Genomic DNA, 23,279 nt, shown 5'->3' on the forward strand with positions numbered 1-23,279 from the left:
CACCTTAAATAATACTCTCGAACTGACTAAGAATAAGTTCGCCTACATTTACTACAAGTGGATCTTCATTACTTTGTAAGAAATCGGATATTTGTTGCACCAGCTCTTTAATATTATTATTAATTGGCATATTTGGATTCAATAAGAGAATGTTAATAATCGTATCAGCTACTTGATAAAGATCATCTTCATCTTTTGTTTTTTCAATGTGATATTGCATCTTTTTAAAAAACCATTCATTTTCGTTCAAATCAACCATCGGGTAATATTGAATTTTATACAGATTACCTTCATCAAGCACGTCCAATTCAAATATAGCTTCGAGTTCTTCTTTACTTAAATGATCTTCAGAAAGTTCATATTCAGCCGCTGCTGCTTCCTCATCAACAGTATACTCAGCTGTATAAAGCCCCTCAATGAATTCATCAAAGGAATCAGCTAACTTAAAGTCTTCTTCCATCTCAACATCAAAATAATGAATGGCAGGATTCTCTTTCGTTTTTCGATAATCCATCGCTACCCAAGTGTGACCATCCCCGTTAATTAAGACAAGCCCTTCTGGCAGCTCCCACTCTTTTATCAAATAGGCACTATCCATAATTCCTTCATCTTCAGCAATTCCCAGCAGGTGATTAAATTGAATATGATCCTCGGCCCATGAATTAGAGTGAGTGGTTGGAAAAGCATTATGAATGGTATAACCACCATTCTGTTCTAATATGAGCTTTTTATATGTATCTGGCAAAGTGATACCAAGTTTCTTTTCAGCCTTAGCTATTTCTGCTTCGTTGACCTTTTTTAACGTATAGTAACCTTCCTCGTCTATTTCCCAAAATGATTTCAAGATGAATGCCTCCTAGTAAAATATGCACATAAGTATACCATCTTGCTGAGTATATTTAACAATTTAGGCAAAATAAAAGAAGAATATTAGTTACTTAGTCATTCACGTTGTCTATTTTTGTCGAAACGATAGTAAAAAGAAGGTACTTCATGTAAAATTTCCTTTGCACCTAAAAATCAGGAGGATCCAATATGAAGAAATTATCTATATTCATTTTTATTTGTTTAATGATGCTAACAGCCTGCAGTAGCGCAGCATCAAATGAAAAACAGCTCACGACAGCCAATATTATTGAAGCTTTTAAAAGTGCTGGGCTTGAAGCAGAAAAACCATCTGATCTTAAACAAAAAGAGTTTGGAAATATAAGAGAAGAAGGAAAAAGAATTCTTATTCCTTCCTTAGGTGAAAATGCTGGTGGAAGGATTTTTAAATTTGGAAATGAAACTGATTTACAGCAGGCGAAATCCTATTATGATGAGTTAGGCAATGCTGGATCTATGTTCTTCTCTCACACCCATTCAAAAGGGAATTTTCTATTACAAATGAACGGAGAAATGAAAGATTCTGAATTTGAAAAGTATAAGAAAGTAATGGATGAGGAAATAAAATAATTTCATATATTTTTAAAAGAAGGAAGGTCAATAAATGTCATCATTTTGGCTGCTAACAGTTATCCTTACGATCGTTATACTTGTTGTTTCTGTTATCTTTAAAAGAAAGAATGCTCCTTTACAGTATGGAATACCATCGATTCTCATCATCATAAGTATTATCTTATTATTAATAAGTTTTTTCGTAGGAAGTTGGGAAGGTTTAGGATTGGGTGCAATCAGTATATCTTTACTGATTGCATCTGTGATTACTTTAATTATAAATGCCATCTTGAGTTATTCTAGTAGTAAATAACATATAGCCACTTCTGCATAAGAAGTGGCTCTTTCGATTATAAAAATATACTAATTAAAATAAAAACCCCCTGAAGCTAATGGCTCCAAGGGGTTTCTTGATTAATACTGAGACATATACTGATCGCGTTCCCATGGGTGTACTTGGGTGCGGAACATATCCCATTCGATTTCTTTTGATTCGATGAAGTGCTCGAATAAGTGATCGCCTAGTGCGTTGATCATGACTTCGTTTGACTTGAGCAGCTCAAGTGCTTCTGCAAGTGTTGCAGGTAAGTCAGCGATGCCGTTTTCAAGGCGCTCTTCTTTGTCCATGACATAGATGTTTCTGTCGATTGGCGCTGGTGCGTCTAGTTTGTTTTTGATTCCGTCTAGACCTGCTGCAAGTAATACACTTAGTGCAAGGTATGGGTTTGCAGATGGGTCTACACTGCGTACTTCTACACGTGTGCTGATGCCGCGTGATGCTGGAATACGAATCAATGGGCTGCGATTTTGTGCACTCCATGCTACGTAGCAAGGTGCTTCATAGCCAGGAACAAGACGTTTGTAAGAGTTCACCGTTGGGTTTGTGACCGCTGTGAAGCTTGTTGCGTGCTTCACGATACCTGCGATAAAGTGTCTAGCTGTCTCACTTAATTGTAAATCTGCTTTTTCATCAAAGAATGCGTTTTTGCCATTTTTGAATAATGATAGGTTACAGTGCATACCAGATCCGTTTACACCGAACAATGGTTTTGGCATGAATGTTGCATGAAGTCCGTGCTTTCTCGCAATTGTTTTCACAACGAGTTTGAACGTTTGAATGTCATCACAAGAGCGGATAGCGCCTGCATATTTGAAGTCAATTTCATGCTGTCCAGGTGCTACTTCGTGGTGAGACGCTTCAATTTCAAAGCCCATTTCTTCAAGCTCAAGCACGATATCACGGCGGCAGTTTTCGCCTAGATCTGTTGGTGCAAGGTCAAAGTATCCACCTTTATCGTTTAGTTCGAGCGTTGGCTCGCCTTTTTCGTCTAATTTAAATAAGAAGAATTCTGGCTCAGGTCCAAGGTTGAAATCACTAAATCCTAGTTCTTCCATTTCCTTTAAGATACGCTTTAAGTTGTTACGAGGGTCTCCATCAAATGGTGTTCCGTCTGGCTTATAAATGTCACAAATAAAGCGTGCAACTTTACCTTTTTCTGCTGTCCAAGGGAAAATAACAAACGTGTTTAGATCTGGATATAGGTACATATCTGATTCTTCGATACGTACAAACCCTTCAATAGATGAACCATCAAACATACATTTGTTATCGAGAGCTTTTTCTAACTGGCTCACAGGAATCTCAACATTTTTAATTGTTCCGAGAATGTCTGTAAATTGCAGACGGATGTACTTTACGTTTTCCTCATTTACTAATTTTACGATATCTTCTCTTGTGTACTTTGCCATTTCGTAAAACTCCTCCCCTACAAAAGGTAAAATGTGTATAGCAATGCTTTTGCTAATTGGTTAACGGAAGAACCTTGACATATCCCCCTGCCTAAAGGTCGTTCCTTGTTGGAAACGTCCAGCCTGAATGAGTTCCTTCTTCAGTAGCTTCCTGAGTTCATCATCTGTCAAGTTGTGCTTCGCTGTGGTTTTCTCCTCTGTCTTTGTTTCAGACGATGGATTTTCTGCCTCAGCTTTGGCAAAAAGTTTTTTGATTCCTGCCATGTTTACACCTTGTTCGATGAGGTTTTTGATTTCTAGTAATTTATCAACATCATGGAAAGAAAATAATCGGCGATTCCCATCACTTCTAGCTGGAAATACTAAACCATTTTCCTCATAATAGCGAATTTGTCTTGCAGATAATTCTGTTAGCTGCATGACAATCCCAATTGGGAATAAAGGCATTGAGCGGCGAATGTTATCACTCATCTCAACTGTCTCCTCCTCTTTGCTTAAATTTATTATATGTCATGTTATATTATGTGTCAACGAAATGTTAGGAATATTAACATGGATTTTTTTATCGAGCAGGCACTTCAATAAAACCTTGCTCTAGTAAGGCATCTACAGCACTGCAAATGGCATTTTTCACATGGGCATACGTGAGACCGCCCTGAACATAGGCTGTGTACGGCGGTCTGACCGGACCATCGGCTGATAATTCAATGCTGGCTCCTTGGACAAATGTGCCCGCTGCCATAATCACATCGTCCTCGTATCCCGGCATATAGCTCGCATGCGGTGTGACATGACTGTTAATCGGTGATGCATATTGAATGGCCTGACAAAATGCAATCATTTTTTTAGGGTCTCCAAATTCTACAGATTGAATCAAGTCGGTTCTTTTCGCATTCCACGACGGGTTTGTTTGGAACCCGAGTTTTTCAAGAAAACGCGCTGTAAACACGGCGCCTTTTAAACTTTGTGCAACAACATGCGGTGCTAAGAAAAATCCTTGATACATTTCCTGGAGCGCATACAGCGATGCACCCGCTTCACTGCCGATGCCTGGAGATGTCATTCGATAAGAGCAAGCTTCTACCCATTTTTCTTTTCCGACGATGTAGCCGCCCGTTTTGGCAAGGCCGCCGCCTGGGTTTTTAATGAGAGAACCTGCCATAAGATCTGCACCCACATGACACGGCTCTTGTAATTCAGTAAATTCACCATAACAGTTGTCAACAAACACTATGATGTCCTCATTGATGTCTTTCACAAATGAAATCATTTGTTCAATTTCTTCTATTGTAAAGGATGGTCTTGAAGCATACCCTTTAGAACGCTGAATCCCGATGACTTTTGTTTTTGGGGAAATAGATTCTTTGACTTTGTCGAAATCGACAGATCCATCTTGACGCAAATCAATGGCTTTGTAATCGATCTGAAAATCTTTTAATGAGCCTGTCCCTTCTTTGCCGCGAATCCCGACAATCTCTTCTAGGGTATCGTAAGGTTTCCCCGTCATGTAGATCAATTCATCACCAGGTCTTAGCACACCGAATAAGGCGATGGAAATGGCATGTGTTCCAGAAATGATCTGCGGGCGTACAAGACCGCTTTCCCCTCCAAATACATCCGCATAGATCTTTTCTAACGTGTCTCTTCCCATATCATCGTAGCCATAACCAGTTGTCGGGTTAAAATGAGAGTCACTGACTTTATGTTTCCGGTAGCTTTCAAGAACCCGCCACTCATTTTGTTCGCTCTTTCGATCAATTTGCTGATGTATTTGTGAAATGTCTTGTTCTGCTTCTGCTGCTATTTTTTCTAAAATGGTGCCATGTTTTAAAGTGTGAAACATCGTGATTTAATTCCTTTCCTACAACATATACTTCTTGATTTGTCCTAATATGGTTTGCTCTTCACCACTAAATCCAGTGATGTCATAAAGCTCTGCTTCCTTTTGAAATTCCAATGATTCCACCAAGGTTTCTGACTTTAAGGCAGATATGAGTTTCCCTTCATATGCCGGAATCCTTACATGATATGGCTTTAAAAAATCTTTTTTCAGTTCAGCCATGATATCCGCTTTTAACCGCTTCACATCTTCCTCGCGCCTAGCACTGATTAAAATGTGGCGCTGCTTTGAGGAAGGGATAAAATCCGGCCGAATTTGGTCTTTTTTGTTATAGACAGTCAGCATCGGAATACGGTCAGCTTCTAATTCTTCTAAAAGCTTATGAACCGTTCGTTCGTGCCCTTCATAATCCTCATTCGAAGAATCAATCACATGAAGCAAATAGTCTGCTTCTTTTACTTCTTCAAGAGTGGAACGAAATGCTGCAATCAGTGTGGTTGGAAGGTCTTGAATAAAACCAACTGTATCGGAAATCAGCACACTGTAGCCAGATTCAAGTGTCATTTTACGCGTCATTGGGTCAAGTGTAGCAAACAGCAAATCTTCTTCATGGCTATCCGCTTCTGTTAACTGGTTAAACAATGTAGATTTCCCGGCATTTGTGTACCCGACAATAGCGATTTGGAATACGCCATTTTTCTTCCGTCGTTCCCGGTATCTCGTGCGGTGTTCTTTGACTGCAGACAGTTGTCCGTGAATTTCGTGTATGCGGTTTCGAATATGACGTCTGTCTGTTTCAAGTTTTGTTTCACCTGGACCTCTTGCGCCAATTCCGCCGCCTTGTCTTGAAAGGCTGATCCCTTGTCCACTCAGTCTCGGCAAGGCATACTGAAGCTGGGCAAGCTCTATTTGCAGCTTCCCCTCTCTTGTACGGGCTCTTTTGGCAAAGATGTCTAGAATCAATTGCGTACGGTCAATGATTTTCACATCTAAGGCAGTCGCCAAAGCTTTTAACTGGCTAGGCGAAAGCTCGTCGTTAAAAATAATAACGTCACAGTCTAACTCGTCGCAAAGCACTTCAAGCTCTTCCACTTTCCCTTTTCCGATGTAAGTCGCGCTGTCCTGTCTATTTCTTTTTTGTGTCATGATGCTGACAGCTTCACCGCCAGCTGTTTTGGTTAAGGAAGCTAATTCTTCCATAGAATATTGAAAGCGTTCATCCGTTATATGCGGCAGTTGACAGCCGACAAGGATCGCTTTTTCGATCATTTCATGTTCATTCAACGTCAGTTGTTTCCTTTCTGTACTTAAGTTTCAGTAGTACCATCATACCAAACACATCACACGTATACCACCATTCGGAAGGTTTAATTTCTTGTCTCTTTACAAAAAGGATACGCCATTTCAAGAAGGCGTATCCTCTTTCATTTGCAGATCATGGCTTTTAATCGTAAGTAAATCTTTTTTATCATAATGATCCACAAGAAGCAGCCTCATCGCCTGAGTTCGGATCGCTTTTTCAATGGTGTTTCGCACAAAACGGCCGTTGCTGAATTTGGCAGGACTCGTTGTGCTCTTGATGTGCATTAAATAGTCTCGCAGTTTCCATTCTGCCTCTTGGGTAAAGACATATTCCCGATCGGCCATCATTCGTTTTGCAATATCCATCAGCTGATCGACCGTATAATCTGGGAAGTTGATATTGATCGGAAATCTCGATTGCAGACCAGGATTTAGAGAAAGAAAATGATCCATTTCCTTGGAGTATCCAGCTAAGATGAGGATGAATTCATGCTGCTTATCCTCCATATGTTTTACAAGGGTATCAATGGCTTCTTTCCCGAAATCCTTCTCTCCTCCGCGGGCAAGAGAATAGGCTTCATCGATGAACAAAATGCCGCCTAGTGATTTTTTAATCAAATCTCTTGTTTTTTGAGCTGTATGTCCAATGTACTCTCCAACCAGATCTCCTCGTTCTGCTTCAATTAAGTGCCCCTTTGAAAGAACATTCATTTCAAAGAAAAGCTTCCCGACAAGCCGTGCAACCGTTGTTTTCCCTGTGCCGGGATTTCCTTTAAACATCATATGAAGCGCTTGCTTTCCTACCTTTAATCCCTGTTCTTGTCTTTTTTGATTCACAAAAATCCAAGCATAAATTTCTTTTATGTTTCGTTTCATTTCATCCATCCCGACAAGGCTGTTCATTTCTCGTTCTATTTCTCGTAAGATGCTGTGTTTGGCCTCATTTTTTTGCAAGGCCTCTAGGTATTCTGCCTCTGAATCTGCATCAACCAATACTTGCTTCTGTCCATTAAGTATAATGTTGATTTGGCCGTTATTTTTATATGTGACAGCTCGCTCCAACGTATTCACCTCTCGCTCTTCTCTCTTTAATCTATTCGGGTGGAGCTGTAATCGTGACAATCGCCCGCACTAGCATCGGTTTACTGTCAAAATGACCCGAGATACCGGTTATTGTAGGGGATTGTGCGGTTTCCCAGGAAATGATGTGCTATTTCCATTGTATTCATCCATTTCGGGCGGACAAACCAACAATTTGTTTTTTCTTAGAAAAATGGCGCTTTTTCATCACAAATTGTGCAGAAAAGAGTCTCGATGATTTCCGCATTTTGTACAGGCAATTTTTCTATTTCCTCATAAAATAAAGACGAGGTGATGAATAGATGGTGAAAATTTTTATTGATCCTGGCCACGGAGGAACAGATTCTGGAGCTGCTGCTAATGGACTTTTGGAGAAAAATATCACACTGCAAATTGCGCTTTTTCTGAGAGATATGTTGATTAGTGAATATGATGGGGTTTCCGTCCGCTTAAGTCGTTCAATTGACCAATCCGTCACGTTATCCCAGCGTACGAATGCGGCAAACAGTTGGGGAGCTGACTATTTCGTGTCTATTCATATTAATGCTGGCGGAGGCACAGGTTTTGAAAGTTATGTGTATCCTGGCGTTTCAGCACCAACCACCACGTATCGCAATGCTCTTCATGATGAGATTGTCCGCTCCGTTGATTTTGCCGACCGTGGCAAGAAAACAGCGAACTTCCACGTTCTTCGGGAAACTTCTATGTCTGCCATTTTAACTGAAAACGGTTTCATCGATACGATAGCTGATGCAAATAAGCTCCGTAACGCTACTTTCCTTCAAGGGATCGCTCGTGCTCATGCCACTGGATTAGAAAAAGCCCTTCAATTGAAAAAAAAAGCAAGTAACCTATATAAAGTGCAAGCAGGGGCTTTCAAGGTCAAAGCCAATGCGGATGAACTAGCAGCTACACTCAGATCCAAAGGATTTGAAGCGCTGGTCGTACTGGATAGCGGCATGTACCGAGTCCAAGCTGGTGCTTTCCGTTCAAAGCAAAATGCAGATGACCTCGTCGCTCGATTAAAGCAGGCCGGTCACGACGCATTCGTTTTTCAATAATCTAAAAAACAAACCGGCTCAAGTCACCTTTAGAGCCGGTTTGTTGTCTATCCAATTATGCTAAAATGTTCACGACAAATTGAGACCATGTTTCAAGACGATCGAAGTACTCAGGCTTTTTCAAATCTGTTACTTTCATCCATTTTCCTGAGATTTGATCTGTTTCTTTTACTTCTACATGAGCACCTGGTGATAATTCAAGGGCTGATAACAGTCCGATGTGCACACGGCCGACACTGTTGTCATCGTCATTAATGAGTCCAAGGGTTTTCATCTCAAGTTTGTCTTCTTCTTGAATCGAAAGTTCCTCGTCAAGTTCACGATCGGTATTTTCTTTTAGAATCTCAGCAAATTTTTTTCCTTCAATGAAATTCATATGACCCCCAAAGCCAAGAGATAACTTATGATGTAAGCGCGTCTCTCCCCCGCCTTGAAGTCTTTCATATACATACACTTCGTCCTCACGCTTAATCACGACATAAGGTATCGGCTGTTTGAAGTCAGGATTTTCTTCTGCATCGCCTCTTCGCATCTGCTCGAAGTGCTCTTCGATTTCTTTCATTATGGTGCTGATTGTTTTCTCTTCACTATTCACACCATTAAACGCAAGTGTTTCGTTTTGGAACACGCGTGCGCGCGGTGCAACTAAAATCATTTCGTCCATTTTTCCCATGTTCGGTAACCTCCAGTATGTAACACATTGTTAGAAATGGCAAAAAGCCAAAACGAGTGATGCGTTTTGACTTTTGCGTTTTAATTATGATTCATCTCCAAAGAAGAAGTCGTCATCTTTTAACGGCTCAACTGTTGCCTTTTTGTAGCCGTTCCCTTTCATTGAGAAGAAGTCATGTGACTTTGTTTTTGTATTGAGTCCGTTCAATACAATTGGGTTGATCTCTTCTTCTTCAAAGTAAGGGGCAAATCCAAGGTTCATTAACGCTTTATTGGCATTGTAACGAATGAACTTTTTCACATCATGCGATAAATTGACTTGGTCATAAATATCCTCAGTGTAATGAAGTTCATTTTCATAAAGCTCATTAAGCAGATCGATAGAGAAATCATAAAGCTCTTTTTGCACGTCAGGTGTTTGTTTGTTGTATATTTCTTGTGCTAACAATCCAACATACACACCGTGAATCGCTTCATCGCGCAAAATCAAGTTAATGATTTCACCACTTTGCATGAGCTTTCCTTGACCGTAGAAATATAGCGGGTAGTAAAAGCCGCTATAGAATAGGAAGCTTTCTAAATACACTGAAGCAACCATTGCTTTAAATAAGGAAATCGGGTCATCCTTTTGAATGGAACGGTACAGACCTACAATCATATCTGCTTTCTTTTGCAAGAATTTATTTTTCTTGACCCATTCAAATACTTCACTAATCGTTTCAGTCGGTGCAAGTGTCATGAAGATATTTGAGTATGATTTTGCATGCACGGCATTTTCCATCATGGCCATAAAGTTTAACACGGCTTTACGTTGATGACCGTCCACATGTTCAGCCACTATCGGCATTCCTGTATTTCCTTGTTCTGTATCAAGTAACGTCAGTCCAGCCAGTACCTTCATGTACGTATCTCGCTCTTCTTCACCTAAATATTTCCATGTTAAAAGGTCCCCGTTTAAGGAAATCTCTTCTGGAAGCCAGAATTGCTTGACGTTTTGGTTGTAAAACATTTGTGTAAAATCGTCTTCGTGTTTTGACCAGTTGGCTGCATCATAAATTTTTGTCACGTTAAACTCTCCTTTAATCAAACAACACAAGAAAGACAGCCTTCCTGCCCTGTATCCTTCGTTCTTGCATAATAAAGTGTCTTAATGCCTTTATGGTGTGCATAAAGATCGATGCGGTTTAAGTCACGCGTTGTCATCGTATCTTTTAGGAATAATGTAAAGCTGATTCCTTGATCGACGTGCTGCTGAATGGTTGCGATCATATCGACCACTTTAAACATGTCCATATCGTATGCTTCTTTATAGAAGAACCAGTTTTGTGCTGAAAGTCCTGGCATTGGATAATACGTTTTGCTGTTTCCGTATGTTCTTTCTTCAATACGTTCCATAATTGGCATCACAGACGCTGTTGCCGATTGAACATACGAAATAGAACCTGTTGGTGCAATACATAATCGATAGCTATGGTACATGCCATTTTCCGCTACAAAGTCTTTGAGTGCTGCCCAATCTTCTTTTGTTGGAATGTGCATGCCTTCAAATAGCGCAGCTGCTTTTTCTGTTTTTGGAGTGAAATCATTTTCTACGTATTTATTGAAGTACTCACCTGTTGCATAACCAGAGCCCTCATAACGGTGGAATGTTTCCCCTTTTTCTTTTGCAAGCTCACTTGAACGCTTAATGGAGTAATAGTTCACCATCATAAAGAACGTATTAGCAAAATCTCTTGCTTCTTCACTTTCATAAGCGATTTGGTTTTGAGCTAAATACCCATGAAGGTTCATCGCACCAAGTCCAATTGACTTCATCGCTTTGTTCGCTTTTCTAACAGCTGGTGCATTGCGGATATCTGTTGTTTCAGACACAAGTGTGAGTGAGTCCGTTGCAAGCTTGACTGTTTTTTCAATGGATTTGTTTTTCATCACGTTCATGATATTTAAAGAACCAAGGTTACAAGAAATATCAAGTCCGATCTCATCATCTTGATCATAGTCCGTGTAAGAAGAGACTTCTGAAGCTTGAAGTACTTCTGAGCAAAGGTTTGAGAATTTCACACGTGAAATATGGTTCAGTGCGTGCTCTCTATTCACATTATCTTGGAACATGATATATGGATAGCCTGATTCTGAGCGCAGAACAGCTAATTTTTCAAGAAGTTTTCTCGGATTGACTTTTTCTTTTTTGACTTTCGGGTTTTCTACAAGCTCGTCATACATTTCTTCCATATCCATCTCATCAAGATGCTGTCCATAAGCTTTATAAACTGTATGAGGATAGAATGTGTAAGCTGTTTTATCTTCTCTAGCAAGCTCGATAAATTTATCTGGGATGACGACGCCGATCGAAAGTGTTTTCACACGAACATCTTCATCCGCAGAGATTTTTTTCGTATCTAAGAAATCATTAATATCTCTGTGGAAAATATTCAAGTACGCACTGCCTGAACCTTGTCTTTGTCCCATTTGATCTGCATATCGGAATGCATTATCAAGAAGTTTCATGACGCCTACGACACCTTTGGTCGCATTTTCTACATCTTTGATCGCTTCACCTTTCGCACGAAGCTTTGAAAGGTTCAAGCTGACGCCGCCGCCTAATTTAGACAACTGCATGGAAATATCAATGGCTCTTGAGATATCGTTTAATGAGTCATTCACTTCAAGCAAGAAGCAGCTCACCAGCTCACCACGTCTTTTACGGCCTGCGTTTAAGAATGTTGGTGTACTTGGCTGATACTCTTGGTTGATCATCAGTTCCACAAACTCAAGTGCTTTCTTTTTGTCTCCACCCGCAAAGAAAAGAGCCACAACTGAAATGCGGTCTTCATAGCGTTCAAGGATTTTCTTTTTGTCATTTGTTTTCAGTGCATAGTCATTGTAAAACTTAAACGCACTCATAAATGATGGGAATCTAAATTTCTTGGCATATGCAGCTTCAAATACTTCTTTAATATCTGACATGCTGTATTGTCTTAAAAATTCTTCCTCATAGTAGTCGTTTTCTATTAAGTAATCAATCTTCTCTTCTAGATTATGAAAGAAGACCGTGTTTTGATTAATATAATCTACGAAATAACTATGTACAGCTTCTTTGTCCTTGTCGAACTGAAACTTTCCTTCTTTTTGAATCATAATCTCGTTATTTAATTGTATCCACTTTGGAACCTGATTTTGTGACAATTCTTTCTACCTCCTGTGTAAACAATTCAACATCCCTTTTTGTTCCGCTTAGTTCAAAGGTGTGCAAAATAGGAACTTGATATTGTTTAGAAATCGTATCGGCGCTTTTGGCAAAGTTATCTCCCCACACTTTGTTCCCACTCACCGCTACACCTAGTAGAAGGTGCGCATTTTTCTCTAAAAATGACTGAGTGGTACCAGGGACTTGTCCAAATCCTGTCGTAAAGGTGACGAGAATAAACGGCGTATCCAAAAACTCTTCTCCAGTCAATTTTCGTTTGTCTGTAAAAGGGGTCTTGTCCAAAAAGCGTTGAACATTTCCTGTTTTTGAATCAAATACGATTTGAATCAATTCCATCACGACCTAGTTTTTAGTATTGTTGATCATTTCGTTATTCACTATATATAGTATACTATGTTTTTTCAAAACACAATATATAGATGCTCGAAACGAAAAAAATCAACCAACCCGGCCGAACATTCATAGCCGAACTCGTACGTTCAAATAAATAGAGCAGAGCAGGTTCTAAAAATAGACTGCCCTACTCCCTATTCAACTGAAACCGAAATCTATCATAACACGAAAAAAAATCGCTTAGTAGACTAGACTTTTTGTTTTATTTTTTGTAGGCATCGCACTGTAAATCTTCTGACACTTCTGTTATTTCCACTTCAACACCTAATTCTTTCAGCACCGCTTCAAGCGCAGAGACGATCGAGGCTTCTCTTACTAACTCTTTCCCGTTTACAGAAACACTTGTTCCATATTCGAAACAGGAGTCATCTTCACAAGTTTGTTCCCAATGATTAATTTTAATTTTGTGTGTCATGAACTCATCCTTTTCTGTCTAGATGTCTGATGCATGTTTATAGTGTAGCGACTTCACATTCATTTGTAAATTTACGTGCTTACTCTTCATCAAAGTCTTCACTATCACCATCATCTTCATCCCATTCATCTATGTATTTTGTCGTAATGAGCGTCAGCTCTCCTTCTTTTTCATCAAACCGGTATACATGTACTTCATCATCTTTTACAACAGCAATGTGATTATTTTTTAGCGCAACAGATGATGGTAAAAGACCATCAACATGGCTCCCATCATGCTCACCAGAATGGTTATGCCAACTTTCTTGTCTCGTTTCGATGTTCGAGATGGCGCATGATCCAAATAAGACAACGATTCCAATCAAAAGAAGGATCACTCGAATCCTTCTCAATTCAAGCTCTGCATTTTCCATATAAATCCCCTCACCTTTTAAATGTCCAATAAGGATTTATACGCAACTTGGACAGAAAAGTTTCATGGCATGCAAAATAGCCCCTCTGCACTGACAAAAAACGTAGCGGGTTTCGGCCGGTTTATTCGCAGCTGCATGGGGCTATTGGTGAAAACGGGTGTTTATTCTAATTCAAGATTTACATTTTTTTGAGGTGCAAATGTTGAAATCGCATGTTTATAAATAAGCTGCTGCTTCCCTTCTGTCTCAAGCAGCACCGTGAAATTGTCAAATCCCTTTACTTGACCGCGAAGCTGAAAGCCATTCAGTAAAAATACTGTGACAAATGTATTGTCTTTGCGGATCTGATTCAAAAATTGGTCCTGAATATTAATCGGTTTCATGTTTCGTCCTCCTTGATTCTGATAACTACAGTTTCGCTTTAAGTCCAAGCTTTCCTGCTATATATGCGAAAATTTCCTCTTTTTTGTCCGAAAAGTGGCAAGGTGGTGTCATATCAAACCAGGTGACATCCATTTTATTACGGAACCACGTAAACTGACGCTTCGCATATCTGCGGGAATTTTGTTTTAATTGCTGGATGGCTTCATCAAGTGAGCAGTTGCCTTGAAAATAGGCATACAACTCTTTATAACCAATCGCTTGAACAGACTGACAATCTTTCAAACCAGATTGATAAAGTGCGCTCACTTCTTCAATTAAGCCTTCATCTAACATCATATCAATTCTTTGATGAATGCGCTCGTACAAAAGCTCTCGGTCCATTTTCAGCCCAATGAAGGCAGTGTCATACAGAGGAACTTCTTGATGCCCGTTTTGCATATCAGACATTTTCTGACCTGTTGTATGGATGATTTCAAGCGCCCTGATCACGCGGCGGACGTTATTCGGATGAATCGCTTTTGCAGCGTCAGGATCGGCTTCTTTTAGCTTTTCATACAGCTTGATCGGTCCATGCTGCTGCTTAAACAGCGTCATCTCTTCTCTAAAAGCAGGATCACTTTTCTCATCAGTAAACGTGTAATCATATAAAACAGACTGAATATATAGCCCAGTTCCACCAACAATCATGGGCGTTTTCCCTCTCGCAGCAATCTCTTTGATTTTTAAGCGGACAAGCTGCTGAAATTCAGCTGTAGAAAACGATTCATCCGGTTGTTTAATATCGATTAAATGGTGCGGTACGCCATTCATTTCTTCAGGGGTGATTTTCGCTGTGCCAATATCCATCCCTTTATAGATCTGCATGGAATCCCCGCTGATAATTTCTCCATTAAATGCTTTCGCTATATCAATGCTCAGCTTTGTTTTTCCGACAGCCGTCGGACCTACTAATACAATCACTGGTTGTTTTTTCATAACATCACTCTCTTTTACAAACTGCCTACAGTATAGCATAACTTCTCTTTCTCTCCTATATCCTCCCGTCACCACCCAAGTGGTTCATTCCCGACCACTTCATATGTCTTCCCTTTTAAACGGTGCTTATGCGTTGGCCTTTCTTCATCTGGACTGTAAACGACTCCCCCGTATGGAATCGGGACAGAATCGGTATAGGCAGAAAACGTGACTTCCTCAATTTCATGATAGTGCGTCCCGTCCACTCTTGGGATAGCAGGTCCAGTGACGCCATAATATCTATGGAAATGCCCTCTTTCAAATGACGTGATCCCCCGGTAATAATGAGTATGTCTGTCGGTACTGCTTCCATTCACAGGCTGAGAAATACCTTCTATTAAATGATAATGTTCTTCGGTTACATCCGTTCGCGCTTTATAAGCATGAGCATGAGGTGGACATTTAGCCCAATCAGACGGATACAGGCCCATTTTTTACATTCCTCCTTATTTTAGGCATTCACCCAAACACAAGTGGGCCACTCGAATACACTGATGTCAGTTACAGTGATTTTATGTGAAAGGAGTCTTTTTTTATGAATTATTTTGACGCACCGTTTGTTCAAGATGAGATGAGAAGACCTTTTGGATTTGGTTTTGGAAGACCTGGGTTTGGTTTTGGGCGCCCTGGTTTTGGCTATGGGAGACCTGGATTTTTTGGACCGCCATTTTTAGGTGGTTTTGCTGGAGGGCTTCTAGCTGGGTCGCTTCTTGCTCCAGGATATGGCTATGGTTATCCTTATCCACCGCCATATGGACCATACCCTTATTATTAAATATGACGATTTAGTGAAAACATCCTCTTATAAAATGAATCGATTGACACGTTTGTTTTTCATAGGTTAACATTTACTTTACCGACCGTTCAGTAAAGTAGGTGTTTTTTTTATGTCTAAAACGAAAAAAGAACAAATTTTTGAGGCAGCAGCTCACACCATTCTAAAAGAAGGATTGAGTCAGCTCACCCTTCAGCAGGTGGCAGAACATGCAAATATGACCAAAGCTGGGCTACTGTATCATTTTTCAAGCAAGGAAGACCTGATCCAGCAAATGAATGAGCATGCGGTTGCCTCTTTTCGTCAGCAGCTTGACACGTATCAGGAAACATACAAAAACGAAAAGGCGCCCTATGTACGTGCCTATATATTGGCCACATTAAATGATCTTGATAGACAAAACACCACACAGCTATGTACAAGTATGCTGGCAACCATGTCATTTGATGAAGCGTTATTAAATCCTTGGCGTCATTTTTATGCGGAATTTAAAGAAAAAGCAGCCGAGGAAATCAATGACCCTGCACTTAGCCAATTGATCCGTCTTGCCTGTGATGGCATATGGTTTTCAGAAATGTTTCAGCTTGAACCATTGAATCGAGAGGAAAAAACCCTTTTACTTCATCGGATTTTACACATTTTAGAGGAGGGATGATGATGATCCTCGGATATCTTTTTTTGGCTATCGCCATTTTTTCAGAAGCGATTGGGGCAGCGATGCTGAAACTATCAAATGGTTTCACACGCTTTAAACCTAGCGCTGTCGTTGTCGCTGGCTATACACTTGCTTTTTACATGCTGTCATTGACCCTAAATATCATTCCACTTAGCATGTCTTACGCCACATGGTCTGGGGTAGGTACCGTCCTCACGGCTTTTTTTGGCGTGCTCTTTTTCAAAGAAACCTTGAACCGTCAAGCACTTATTGGAATGGCAATGCTTGTTTCAGGGGTCGTACTATTAAATATGTCTTAAAGGATGTGAAGTGATATGAAAGGAATGCTTTATTTAACAGGAGCCATTTTGACAGAGGTGTTTGGCAGTACGATGCTGAAGCTTTCGCAAGGTTTTACACAGGTGCTGCCGAGTATGGGGGTCCTGATCGGATTTGGATGCGCCTTTACCTTTCTCAGTTTGGCACTCAAAACAATTGAGCTATCATCTGCATATGCCACTTGGTCTGGGGTCGGTACAGCACTTACTGCTCTAGTGGGCCTCGTGCTATTTAACGAAACCATTCATATGAAAGGATTCATTGGTCTTGCACTTGTCATATGCGGCGTCATTGTCTTAAATCAATCCAAAAAACAAAAGAAAGAACCCTTCGATCAAACCGAATGGACGTCATAAAAAAAGTCATTTTCTCCATTAATCAAGAGAAAATGACTTTTTTATCTTAATCACCAGCTTTGATGGTTTCTTCTAAGGAAATATGGACATTCCCTTGCACAGCTCTAGAGATCATACATGAGCTTTCCGCTTTATGTGCCAGCTTACGAGCTCGTTCTATGTCCTGTGCTGTAGCAGACTCTTTGAGAATGATGACAGGACGGTGAATGATTTTCTCATATGTAAACACACCGTTTGTCACATCGACAACTGCCTCAGAGCTCATCGATAGATCCTCTTTCTCTAATTGACTCCGCTCCATCATGGCTGCAAGTGTAATGATATAACATGTGGCTGCTGCACCTAGGAGCATCTCATCTGGATTTGTTCCGATACCCGGTCCATCCATTTCTTTTGGAATGGAAATCTCCGTCTTTAACTGTGCACATTCGATTGTCCCCACATCGTTACGCAGACCAGGCCAGCTTGCCTGAAGATGAAAATGATGACGCGCCATATCTGTCTCTCCTTTTGTTATCACTTTTTATAGTGTAACAAGAATTCACCTTGCTGTCTTAAGATGTGCACCATCCTTACGTATATTCTTCATCCAGCACCGTGCGAATCGCCCTGACATACCGGTAGAACGTCTCGTTTTTTGTACTCGATCGATACCGAAAATCGAAACTGTCAAATAACGCTTCCCGTTGACTTCTACTAATCTCAAGCTGTACACTTTGCCCTGTTTTTGTAAGATTATTAATATTATGATTGCTCGTTCCGCTTAGGGTTGCGTGTGCAACTGCAAGTTCAGCAGAAAAACCGTTGCGCTCTAATGAGTTCACAATTTTTTCAGCACGGTCATAGTCTGTTCCGCCAACAAGGGTGTGGTCAATTCCCGGCTCCCCTTTATATCCATGAACAGCTAATACATAATCATGTGCTTTTGCCTGTGCGACTCCGATTGGTTCATCGAAGTTTGTACTTGTAATATGAAGTTCTGATGCATTTTCTCTAAAACCTTCAAATAAGTACGTAGAAAAATCGTTATCAAAAAAATGGACAATCTCACTAACGCCGCCTTCGATTCTCCCGCCATGAGGCGACATCACTAGAAGACGGCTGCCAGGCACTGGATTGGATGTAATTTGATAATGATCTGTTGATTCATTCTCTTCCAGTTCTTTAAAATTGCGATACATATCATTTGAACCGCTTTCGTCTTCTCCACCTGATGACACTGGCTCATCATGTTCCTGTGCTTGCATGGTATAATAGACGCCCCATCCGATGACAAGCAGGAGAAGCAAAGCAAAAAACTTCTTCATTCCCGTTCTCCTTTAACAGATTTCTAAGCCGTTTCTATGATTAATATTGAATCATCATTTCTTTTCATTTTTTCCACATTTTCTCTTCAAATTTGATCATAACACTCTAGATCATGAGATTCCTCAAAAATAAGATAATTGCATTTATATACACAGAAACGCCTCTCCTGATTGAAAACAGAGTTAGAATAGTATGACAAACAAATGAAGTTATGTTTAAAATGACCTAGTCCTACCCAGTCTGTTTTCTTTAATTCGTCTTTTTTTTATGAGAATTTGATTTTTTTCATCTGGAATGAATCACATTTGTATGAGCATTGACCCTGTCTAGAACCCCCTTTTTTCTGCAAAATCCTCTGTTTTACTGGTTCTCTAAGAAGAACTCTCCCACCTATCATCGGCAGTTTCGATATGATTTCCACCTTTTTCTATTATTTTACAAAATGTAAGCGCTTTTCTTTTTAAAGGGAATGAGTCAGCCGCCAATATGAACAAAAGAAGGGACAAGAATCCGAACAAAGATGCTGTCATGTTCATAACGTAAGAGTGTACGAGAATGGATAGCTAGAATGGAGGGCATCACATGTTTGGATTTTCCATGGTACAAATGGTCAGAACACATGCTAGTAAATTGGATCAGCCTTTAAGAGAGACCGTCCTTCACCTCTATAAGCCTTTTAAGTGGACGCCTTGTTTTCTTCATCGTTTTTTTGAAGGAAGGTTAAAGAAGAGCAAGAAGCTTCGGGTCATCATTGAATTTAAAGAAGATGCAGTCGAAGCAGGTATTCAAAGCACAAAGCAGCTAATGAAAAAAAGCAGAAAAACAAACATCAAAAAACATTTTTCACATATTAACTGCTGCGCAGCTGATCTTACCCCTGCGGCTTTAGAGGAACTCTTAGCAAATGGGGAGCATATTCGCAAAATATATTTAGACAGACAGGTACATGCACTGCTGGATGTGGCGACTCAATCAAGTCATGCGGATGAAGTCGTTCGAAATGGCACAACCTTAACCGGTGAAGGCATTACGGTTGCGGTCGTTGACACAGGCGTATACCCACATCAGGACTTAGATGGAAGAATTCGCGACTTTGTAGATTTAGTCAAACAAAAAACGAAACCTTATGATGATAACGGTCATGGAACGCATTGCGCTGGGGATGTGGCTGGAGACGGAGCTGCCTCAGACGGCTTATACAAAGGACCCGCTCCAAAAGCCAATATCATTGGGGTAAAAGTGTTAAATAAACAAGGCGCTGGATCACTTTCTACTATTATAGAAGGTGTTGAATGGTGCATACAGTTCAACGAAGACCATCCTGACGACCCAATTCACATTATCAGTATGTCACTTGGCGGCGATGCGCAGCGTTATGATGACGAACAAGACGATCCGATGGTGCGCGCTGTCAATGCAGCTTGGGATCAAGGGATTGTTGTATGCGTTGCTGCTGGGAACTCCGGTCCTAACAGTCAAACAATCGCAAGCCCTGCCGTGAGTCAAAAAGTCATTACGGTCGGAGCCTATGATGATCGAAATACGCCAGAATCAAGTGACGATGTCGTGGCACCATTTTCGAGCAGAGGTCCAACGGTCTACGGTGAAACAAAGCCCGACCTCCTCGCACCAGGAGTCAATATCGTCTCTCTTAGATCACCAAGATCATTCCTAGATAAACTAGATAAATCAAGTAGAGTCGATGATGATTATACGACGTTATCTGGCACTTCGATGGCGACACCCATTTGTGCCGGTATCTGCGCACTATTATTAGAGCATTCACCAGATTTAACACCTGATGAAGTCAAAGCCTTATTAAAAGAAAATACAAGCAAGTGGTCTGGAGAGGACCCAATGATTTACGGAGCAGGTGCCATCGACGCAGAAAAAGCCATCCAAGAATAAATAAAAAAGCCCTTTACGTTTTTCGTAAAGGGTGTTGTTTTGTCTGTTTTTATGTGTGAAGTCTTTCTTCTACTTGAGCAGCTGACATGTTATGCTTCGTTCTCATACATCTCATCTCCTTTTTGAATGTGCGTACGCGCTTCGATCACAATTTCAAAAAAAGTGGAAGATTCCTTGTACATGTCGCGTTCCTTATAATAATTAGCCGCATCAAGTGCCAATTCCTCTAAATCAGCAAACATTTTTTTGTTTCGTAGTCCCAAAAGGGCTGATCTCAATTGTTCAGAGCTGTCTGTTTCTATATAGAGTGCCTGTAAAAATTGGAATTTCAATTGATAAATTTCATCTCCCAATATAGATGCCTGATTCATGCCTTCCTTTATAGCCTCACTCGCTCGCTCCATATCTTCGAGTTTAAAACAAGTAAGAGCCAGTGAAAACAATGATTTGATCATCGTTGCAGCTTGATCTTTTTGATAAAGTGAAATGGCTTGTTCAAAGAAGACCGTCGCTGTATGGTAGGTTCCCATACTATAATGACAAGTTCCTAAGTTATTGAGGGCCATCGCCTTAAAATAAGATGTGCATTCTTTTCTTTCCATTGCTTCACACACTTTTAAAGCTTTTTCTAAATAAGGGAGCGCTTTTTGATGCTGACTTACATCAATCCAATTACCTGCCATCACAAAATCGCATTGAATGCTTCTTTTTCCATAAAGCTGATGTTTCTTATAGATGTCTCTCGCTTTTTTCGCATAATGCATAGAAAAATAGGTTTGTTTCATATGATAGTATACTTCAGCAATTTTATAATAAAATTCCGCTTTTTCGATCTCATCTGTCACTAAGATCAGCTGATGTTCCGCATGCTTATAATAGGAAATGGCTTCGATATACCGGTGCTGGGTAAATGCATACATTCCATGGAAAAAATGAAAGTAATAGCCCAATAAACCCGTCATCTCATCTTCTGCCTCTTCAATTTCTTTTGGAAAAGAGACCGCTTGAAGCGATTCATTCCCTGCATGGACTGGCGTTAAGTGCTGAAGCATCATTTGATGGCGAAAATCCATGAGGGAATAATAGAGTAATAAATCTTGATCTTCTTCCATCTCATGAATGTCTTCTTCAACAAGGCGCTTCATATCGTTTGCCTGATCAACTTCAAATTTGCAAATATGTGTGTACCATTGATTGATTTTTACACCTACTTCGGAAGATGGTATTTTGTGTGCCATCCACTTCAGCCCCATTCTATCATATCAAACTGATAACTATTATTTTACATAATTTATGATTTTAAGGCAAATTGTCATTTATTTCATATTTTATGTTGATTTTGCACATTTCTATCTTTTTTACCAAGTTTAAAGAGAGTACTTTTGCCCATCAAAACCTTTTTTCTACGAAGAAGGGTCGAATTCTCTAAGCACTTCTTTTAAACCACTGACATAGCGACTGAATGCTTTTTTCTTTCCTTTTCTTGTATCAAAGTTGTCAAAAAAGGCTTTTCTCTGCGCCGTACTAATTTCTAACTGGACACTTTCTCCACTTGCATTTTGATTATTAATGTTGTTTGGATCCGTTCCGGAGAGGCGCTCGCCTTTTTGCACGAGCTCTGCGGAGAAGCCCCGGTCTTTTAGTTCTCGCACAACCGCTTCTTGCATTTTTTCGTTTGTCCCGCCCACAAGTGTATGTCTTCTATCACTTTTATAGCCGTGGATAGATATAGAAAAGGGATATGTTTTAATCATTTGAACCAAAATCGGTTCATCGAATTTTGTACTAGTGATATGCAAGTCACGATTGTTGTCTTGTTTTGTCCCTTCAAATAAATACGTAGAGTACTTCTTTTCAAATGCTTCTACAATTTCACTTGTTCCTGGTTCAATTTCGCCGCCATGAGGAGAAAAGACAAGTAAGTCACTTCCCCCTTTTTCATGAAACTCTATCTCATAGCCGTCTCTTTCATGCCGTATAAGCTGTTTAAAACTTTCATATTGATCCCCTTTTTTTCGCTCTTTCTTATACTTTTCTACTTCTTCATGATGTTGTTTTTGCTCTTTATTTTCTTGGATAGAATGGCTGCATTTCACCATTAAAAGAGCACACAGGATGAGAAAGATGAATCCACTTATGAGTAGTCTTTTCATTTCACCGCTCCTTTTCATTCTCTTCGATGTCATCTTATCGCATTATTTTACTATCAATCGCTAAAAGAATTCAAAGAATGTCCGGCTCCTTTTCATGAATCAGGAGAACTTACCTGTTTTTTTATGTTGCCCTAGGTATTTTCGGCTTCTTTCAAACGGTTCATGTGCAAGTAAAAACTAAATCCTATGACCTCATTTTAGTTTTAGTCAAAAACACCTACAAAATTGGGAATTTTCATCTTTTTTCAAATAAAAAAGCTGTAAACAAAAGGAATATCTCCTTCTGTTTACAGCCAGTCTCTGTATATCCAGCATTAAACTCTTAATTCATTCTCTAATGCTGTCAGCACTTCATCTTGCGACATGCCTTGTGCAAGTGAAATTTCGCTCACTAACATGCCCCGTGCATCTTCAAGCATCTTCTTTTCACTAGAATTTAAGGCTTTTTTCTGATTACGTCTCATCAGATCTTTGACAACGTCTGCGCCATCTTCAATCGAACCTGTTTTTAGCTTTTTCAGATTTTCATCATATCTTTGCTTCCAAGTAAGCGTGTCGTCGTTTGTTTCTTCTGCAAAATTGTTCATCACAACTTTCAGCGTAGCTTGATCAGCTACCGGACGTATACCTAGTTGATTGATTCTGCCTTTTGGGACCATCATCTGCATATTCGGCATTTGAATCAGAAAATATTCCTGCGTCTTACCTAAAATCTCTTTTTCTTCCATTCCTTCAATCACACCGGCTCCATGCATTGGATAAACAATTTTATCACCTATTTGAAACAAATCCGCCACCTCCGAAAGTATTCACAATAT

General features: G+C 40.0%; 28 protein-coding genes. 8 read left to right on the forward strand and 20 right to left on the reverse strand.

Annotated features, from left to right (window positions below):
* Positions 1-4: 4 nt before the first annotated feature.
* Positions 5-844, reverse strand: a complete 840-nt coding sequence (locus FBF75_RS00800; RefSeq protein ID WP_017359024.1) for an SMI1/KNR4 family protein — start codon at positions 842-844, stop codon at positions 5-7.
* A gap of 191 nt (positions 845-1,035) precedes the next feature.
* On the opposite strand from FBF75_RS00800, the gene FBF75_RS00805 reads away from it, so the two are divergent.
* Positions 1,036-1,455 (forward strand): hypothetical protein, encoded by a 420-nt coding sequence (locus FBF75_RS00805; protein ID WP_008343966.1) that lies wholly within the window; start codon positions 1,036-1,038, stop codon positions 1,453-1,455.
* Between the two features lie 34 nt (positions 1,456-1,489).
* On the forward strand, positions 1,490-1,750 hold the full coding sequence (locus tag FBF75_RS00810) for a YesK family protein (RefSeq protein ID WP_076821685.1): 261 nt from the start codon (positions 1,490-1,492) through the stop codon (positions 1,748-1,750).
* A 101-nt stretch (positions 1,751-1,851) separates the two neighbouring features.
* Here the strand turns inward: FBF75_RS00810 and glnA are convergent, their stop codons facing one another.
* The 5 genes from glnA to spoVK all read right to left on the reverse strand — a co-directional run bounded on the left by glnA (position 1,852) and on the right by spoVK (position 7,390).
* Positions 1,852-3,186 (reverse strand): type I glutamate--ammonia ligase, encoded by a 1,335-nt coding sequence (gene glnA, locus FBF75_RS00815; protein ID WP_007499421.1) that lies wholly within the window; start codon positions 3,184-3,186, stop codon positions 1,852-1,854.
* A 60-nt stretch (positions 3,187-3,246) separates the two neighbouring features.
* Positions 3,247-3,657, reverse strand: a complete 411-nt coding sequence (locus FBF75_RS00820) for a MerR family transcriptional regulator (RefSeq protein ID WP_007499423.1) — start codon at positions 3,655-3,657, stop codon at positions 3,247-3,249.
* Positions 3,658-3,748: 91 nt separating this feature from the next.
* Positions 3,749-5,029: a methionine gamma-lyase family protein gene (locus FBF75_RS00825; protein WP_060832345.1), complete on the reverse strand. Its 1,281-nt coding sequence runs from the start codon at positions 5,027-5,029 to the stop codon at positions 3,749-3,751.
* Positions 5,030-5,047: 18 nt separating this feature from the next.
* Positions 5,048-6,310, reverse strand: coding sequence for a GTPase HflX (gene hflX, locus FBF75_RS00830; RefSeq protein ID WP_017359031.1), 1,263 nt, complete (start codon positions 6,308-6,310; stop codon positions 5,048-5,050).
* A 120-nt stretch (positions 6,311-6,430) separates the two neighbouring features.
* Positions 6,431-7,390 (reverse strand): stage V sporulation protein K, encoded by a 960-nt coding sequence (gene spoVK, locus FBF75_RS00835; RefSeq protein WP_008344008.1) that lies wholly within the window; start codon positions 7,388-7,390, stop codon positions 6,431-6,433.
* A gap of 320 nt (positions 7,391-7,710) precedes the next feature.
* On the opposite strand from spoVK, the gene FBF75_RS00840 reads away from it, so the two are divergent.
* Entirely contained in the window at positions 7,711-8,469 is a 759-nt protein-coding gene (locus FBF75_RS00840; RefSeq protein ID WP_060832344.1) for an N-acetylmuramoyl-L-alanine amidase, read from the forward strand.
* Between the two features lie 55 nt (positions 8,470-8,524).
* On the opposite strand, the gene FBF75_RS00845 is transcribed toward FBF75_RS00840, so the two are convergent.
* From FBF75_RS00845 to FBF75_RS00885, 9 genes are all read right to left on the reverse strand, one after another.
* Positions 8,525-9,142, reverse strand: coding sequence for a hypothetical protein (locus tag FBF75_RS00845; protein WP_007499431.1), 618 nt, complete (start codon positions 9,140-9,142; stop codon positions 8,525-8,527).
* Between the two features lie 84 nt (positions 9,143-9,226).
* Positions 9,227-10,207: a class 1b ribonucleoside-diphosphate reductase subunit beta gene (gene nrdF, locus FBF75_RS00850; RefSeq protein WP_008344010.1), complete on the reverse strand. Its 981-nt coding sequence runs from the start codon at positions 10,205-10,207 to the stop codon at positions 9,227-9,229.
* A 17-nt stretch (positions 10,208-10,224) separates the two neighbouring features.
* On the reverse strand, positions 10,225-12,327 hold the full coding sequence (nrdE, locus tag FBF75_RS00855) for a class 1b ribonucleoside-diphosphate reductase subunit alpha (protein ID WP_017359033.1): 2,103 nt from the start codon (positions 12,325-12,327) through the stop codon (positions 10,225-10,227).
* Positions 12,287-12,679: a class Ib ribonucleoside-diphosphate reductase assembly flavoprotein NrdI gene (gene nrdI, locus FBF75_RS00860; protein WP_017359034.1), complete on the reverse strand. Its 393-nt coding sequence runs from the start codon at positions 12,677-12,679 to the stop codon at positions 12,287-12,289. Before nrdI ends, nrdE begins: the two co-directional genes overlap by 41 nt.
* Positions 12,680-12,944: 265 nt before the next feature.
* A complete protein-coding gene (locus FBF75_RS00865; protein ID WP_003212415.1) occupies positions 12,945-13,157 on the reverse strand; it encodes a hypothetical protein in 213 nt (70 codons plus the stop codon).
* Positions 13,158-13,236: 79 nt separating this feature from the next.
* Complete coding sequence (locus FBF75_RS00870) at positions 13,237-13,569, reverse strand: YmzC family protein (RefSeq protein WP_025207367.1); 333 nt, start codon at positions 13,567-13,569, stop codon at positions 13,237-13,239.
* A gap of 161 nt (positions 13,570-13,730) precedes the next feature.
* The gene (gene hfq / locus FBF75_RS00875; RefSeq protein WP_003211269.1) at positions 13,731-13,952 is read right to left on the reverse strand and encodes an RNA chaperone Hfq; all 222 of its coding nucleotides are present in this window, start codon (positions 13,950-13,952) and stop codon (positions 13,731-13,733) included.
* A 25-nt stretch (positions 13,953-13,977) separates the two neighbouring features.
* A complete protein-coding gene (gene miaA / locus FBF75_RS00880; protein WP_017359035.1) occupies positions 13,978-14,928 on the reverse strand; it encodes a tRNA (adenosine(37)-N6)-dimethylallyltransferase MiaA in 951 nt (316 codons plus the stop codon).
* A 68-nt stretch (positions 14,929-14,996) separates the two neighbouring features.
* Positions 14,997-15,398, reverse strand: a complete 402-nt coding sequence (locus FBF75_RS00885) for a YmaF family protein (RefSeq protein WP_007499437.1) — start codon at positions 15,396-15,398, stop codon at positions 14,997-14,999.
* Between the two features lie 104 nt (positions 15,399-15,502).
* Here FBF75_RS00885 and FBF75_RS00890 point away from each other — a divergent pair, with 104 nt between their 5' ends.
* The 4 genes from FBF75_RS00890 (at position 15,503) to erbB (ending at position 17,092) form a co-directional block, all read left to right on the forward strand.
* Entirely contained in the window at positions 15,503-15,742 is a 240-nt protein-coding gene (locus FBF75_RS00890) for a hypothetical protein (RefSeq protein WP_035700839.1), read from the forward strand.
* 112 nt (positions 15,743-15,854) lie between these two features.
* Positions 15,855-16,397, forward strand: a complete 543-nt coding sequence (locus tag FBF75_RS00895) for a TetR/AcrR family transcriptional regulator (RefSeq protein ID WP_008344015.1) — start codon at positions 15,855-15,857, stop codon at positions 16,395-16,397.
* Between the two features lie 2 nt (positions 16,398-16,399).
* Entirely contained in the window at positions 16,400-16,717 is a 318-nt protein-coding gene (erbA, locus tag FBF75_RS00900) for an SMR family multidrug efflux transporter EbrA (protein ID WP_017367286.1), read from the forward strand.
* Positions 16,718-16,732: 15 nt separating this feature from the next.
* Complete coding sequence (erbB, locus tag FBF75_RS00905) at positions 16,733-17,092, forward strand: SMR family multidrug efflux transporter EbrB (RefSeq protein ID WP_017359037.1); 360 nt, start codon at positions 16,733-16,735, stop codon at positions 17,090-17,092.
* 46 nt (positions 17,093-17,138) lie between these two features.
* On the opposite strand, the gene FBF75_RS00910 is transcribed toward erbB, so the two are convergent.
* Both FBF75_RS00910 and FBF75_RS00915 read right to left on the reverse strand, forming a co-directional pair.
* Positions 17,139-17,588: an OsmC family protein gene (locus FBF75_RS00910; protein ID WP_052320353.1), complete on the reverse strand. Its 450-nt coding sequence runs from the start codon at positions 17,586-17,588 to the stop codon at positions 17,139-17,141.
* Between the two features lie 76 nt (positions 17,589-17,664).
* Positions 17,665-18,399, reverse strand: coding sequence for a poly-gamma-glutamate hydrolase family protein (locus FBF75_RS00915; RefSeq protein WP_017359039.1), 735 nt, complete (start codon positions 18,397-18,399; stop codon positions 17,665-17,667).
* Between the two features lie 583 nt (positions 18,400-18,982).
* Between FBF75_RS00915 and FBF75_RS00920 the strand changes: the two genes are divergently transcribed.
* Entirely contained in the window at positions 18,983-20,308 is a 1,326-nt protein-coding gene (locus FBF75_RS00920) for a S8 family peptidase (protein WP_052320352.1), read from the forward strand.
* An 89-nt stretch (positions 20,309-20,397) separates the two neighbouring features.
* Here the strand turns inward: FBF75_RS00920 and FBF75_RS00925 are convergent, their stop codons facing one another.
* From FBF75_RS00925 to FBF75_RS00935, 3 genes are all read right to left on the reverse strand, one after another.
* Positions 20,398-21,546, reverse strand: coding sequence for a Rap family tetratricopeptide repeat protein (locus FBF75_RS00925; protein ID WP_039166583.1), 1,149 nt, complete (start codon positions 21,544-21,546; stop codon positions 20,398-20,400).
* Between the two features lie 165 nt (positions 21,547-21,711).
* A complete protein-coding gene (locus FBF75_RS00930; RefSeq protein ID WP_008344021.1) occupies positions 21,712-22,461 on the reverse strand; it encodes a poly-gamma-glutamate hydrolase family protein in 750 nt (249 codons plus the stop codon).
* Between the two features lie 314 nt (positions 22,462-22,775).
* Positions 22,776-23,249: a CarD family transcriptional regulator gene (locus tag FBF75_RS00935; RefSeq protein WP_007499456.1), complete on the reverse strand. Its 474-nt coding sequence runs from the start codon at positions 23,247-23,249 to the stop codon at positions 22,776-22,778.
* Between the last annotated feature and the right edge of the window lie 30 nt (positions 23,250-23,279).

This window comes from Bacillus sp. S2(2019) (genome assembly GCF_005144805.1).
Classification (GTDB): domain Bacteria; phylum Bacillota; class Bacilli; order Bacillales; family Bacillaceae; genus Bacillus; species Bacillus altitudinis.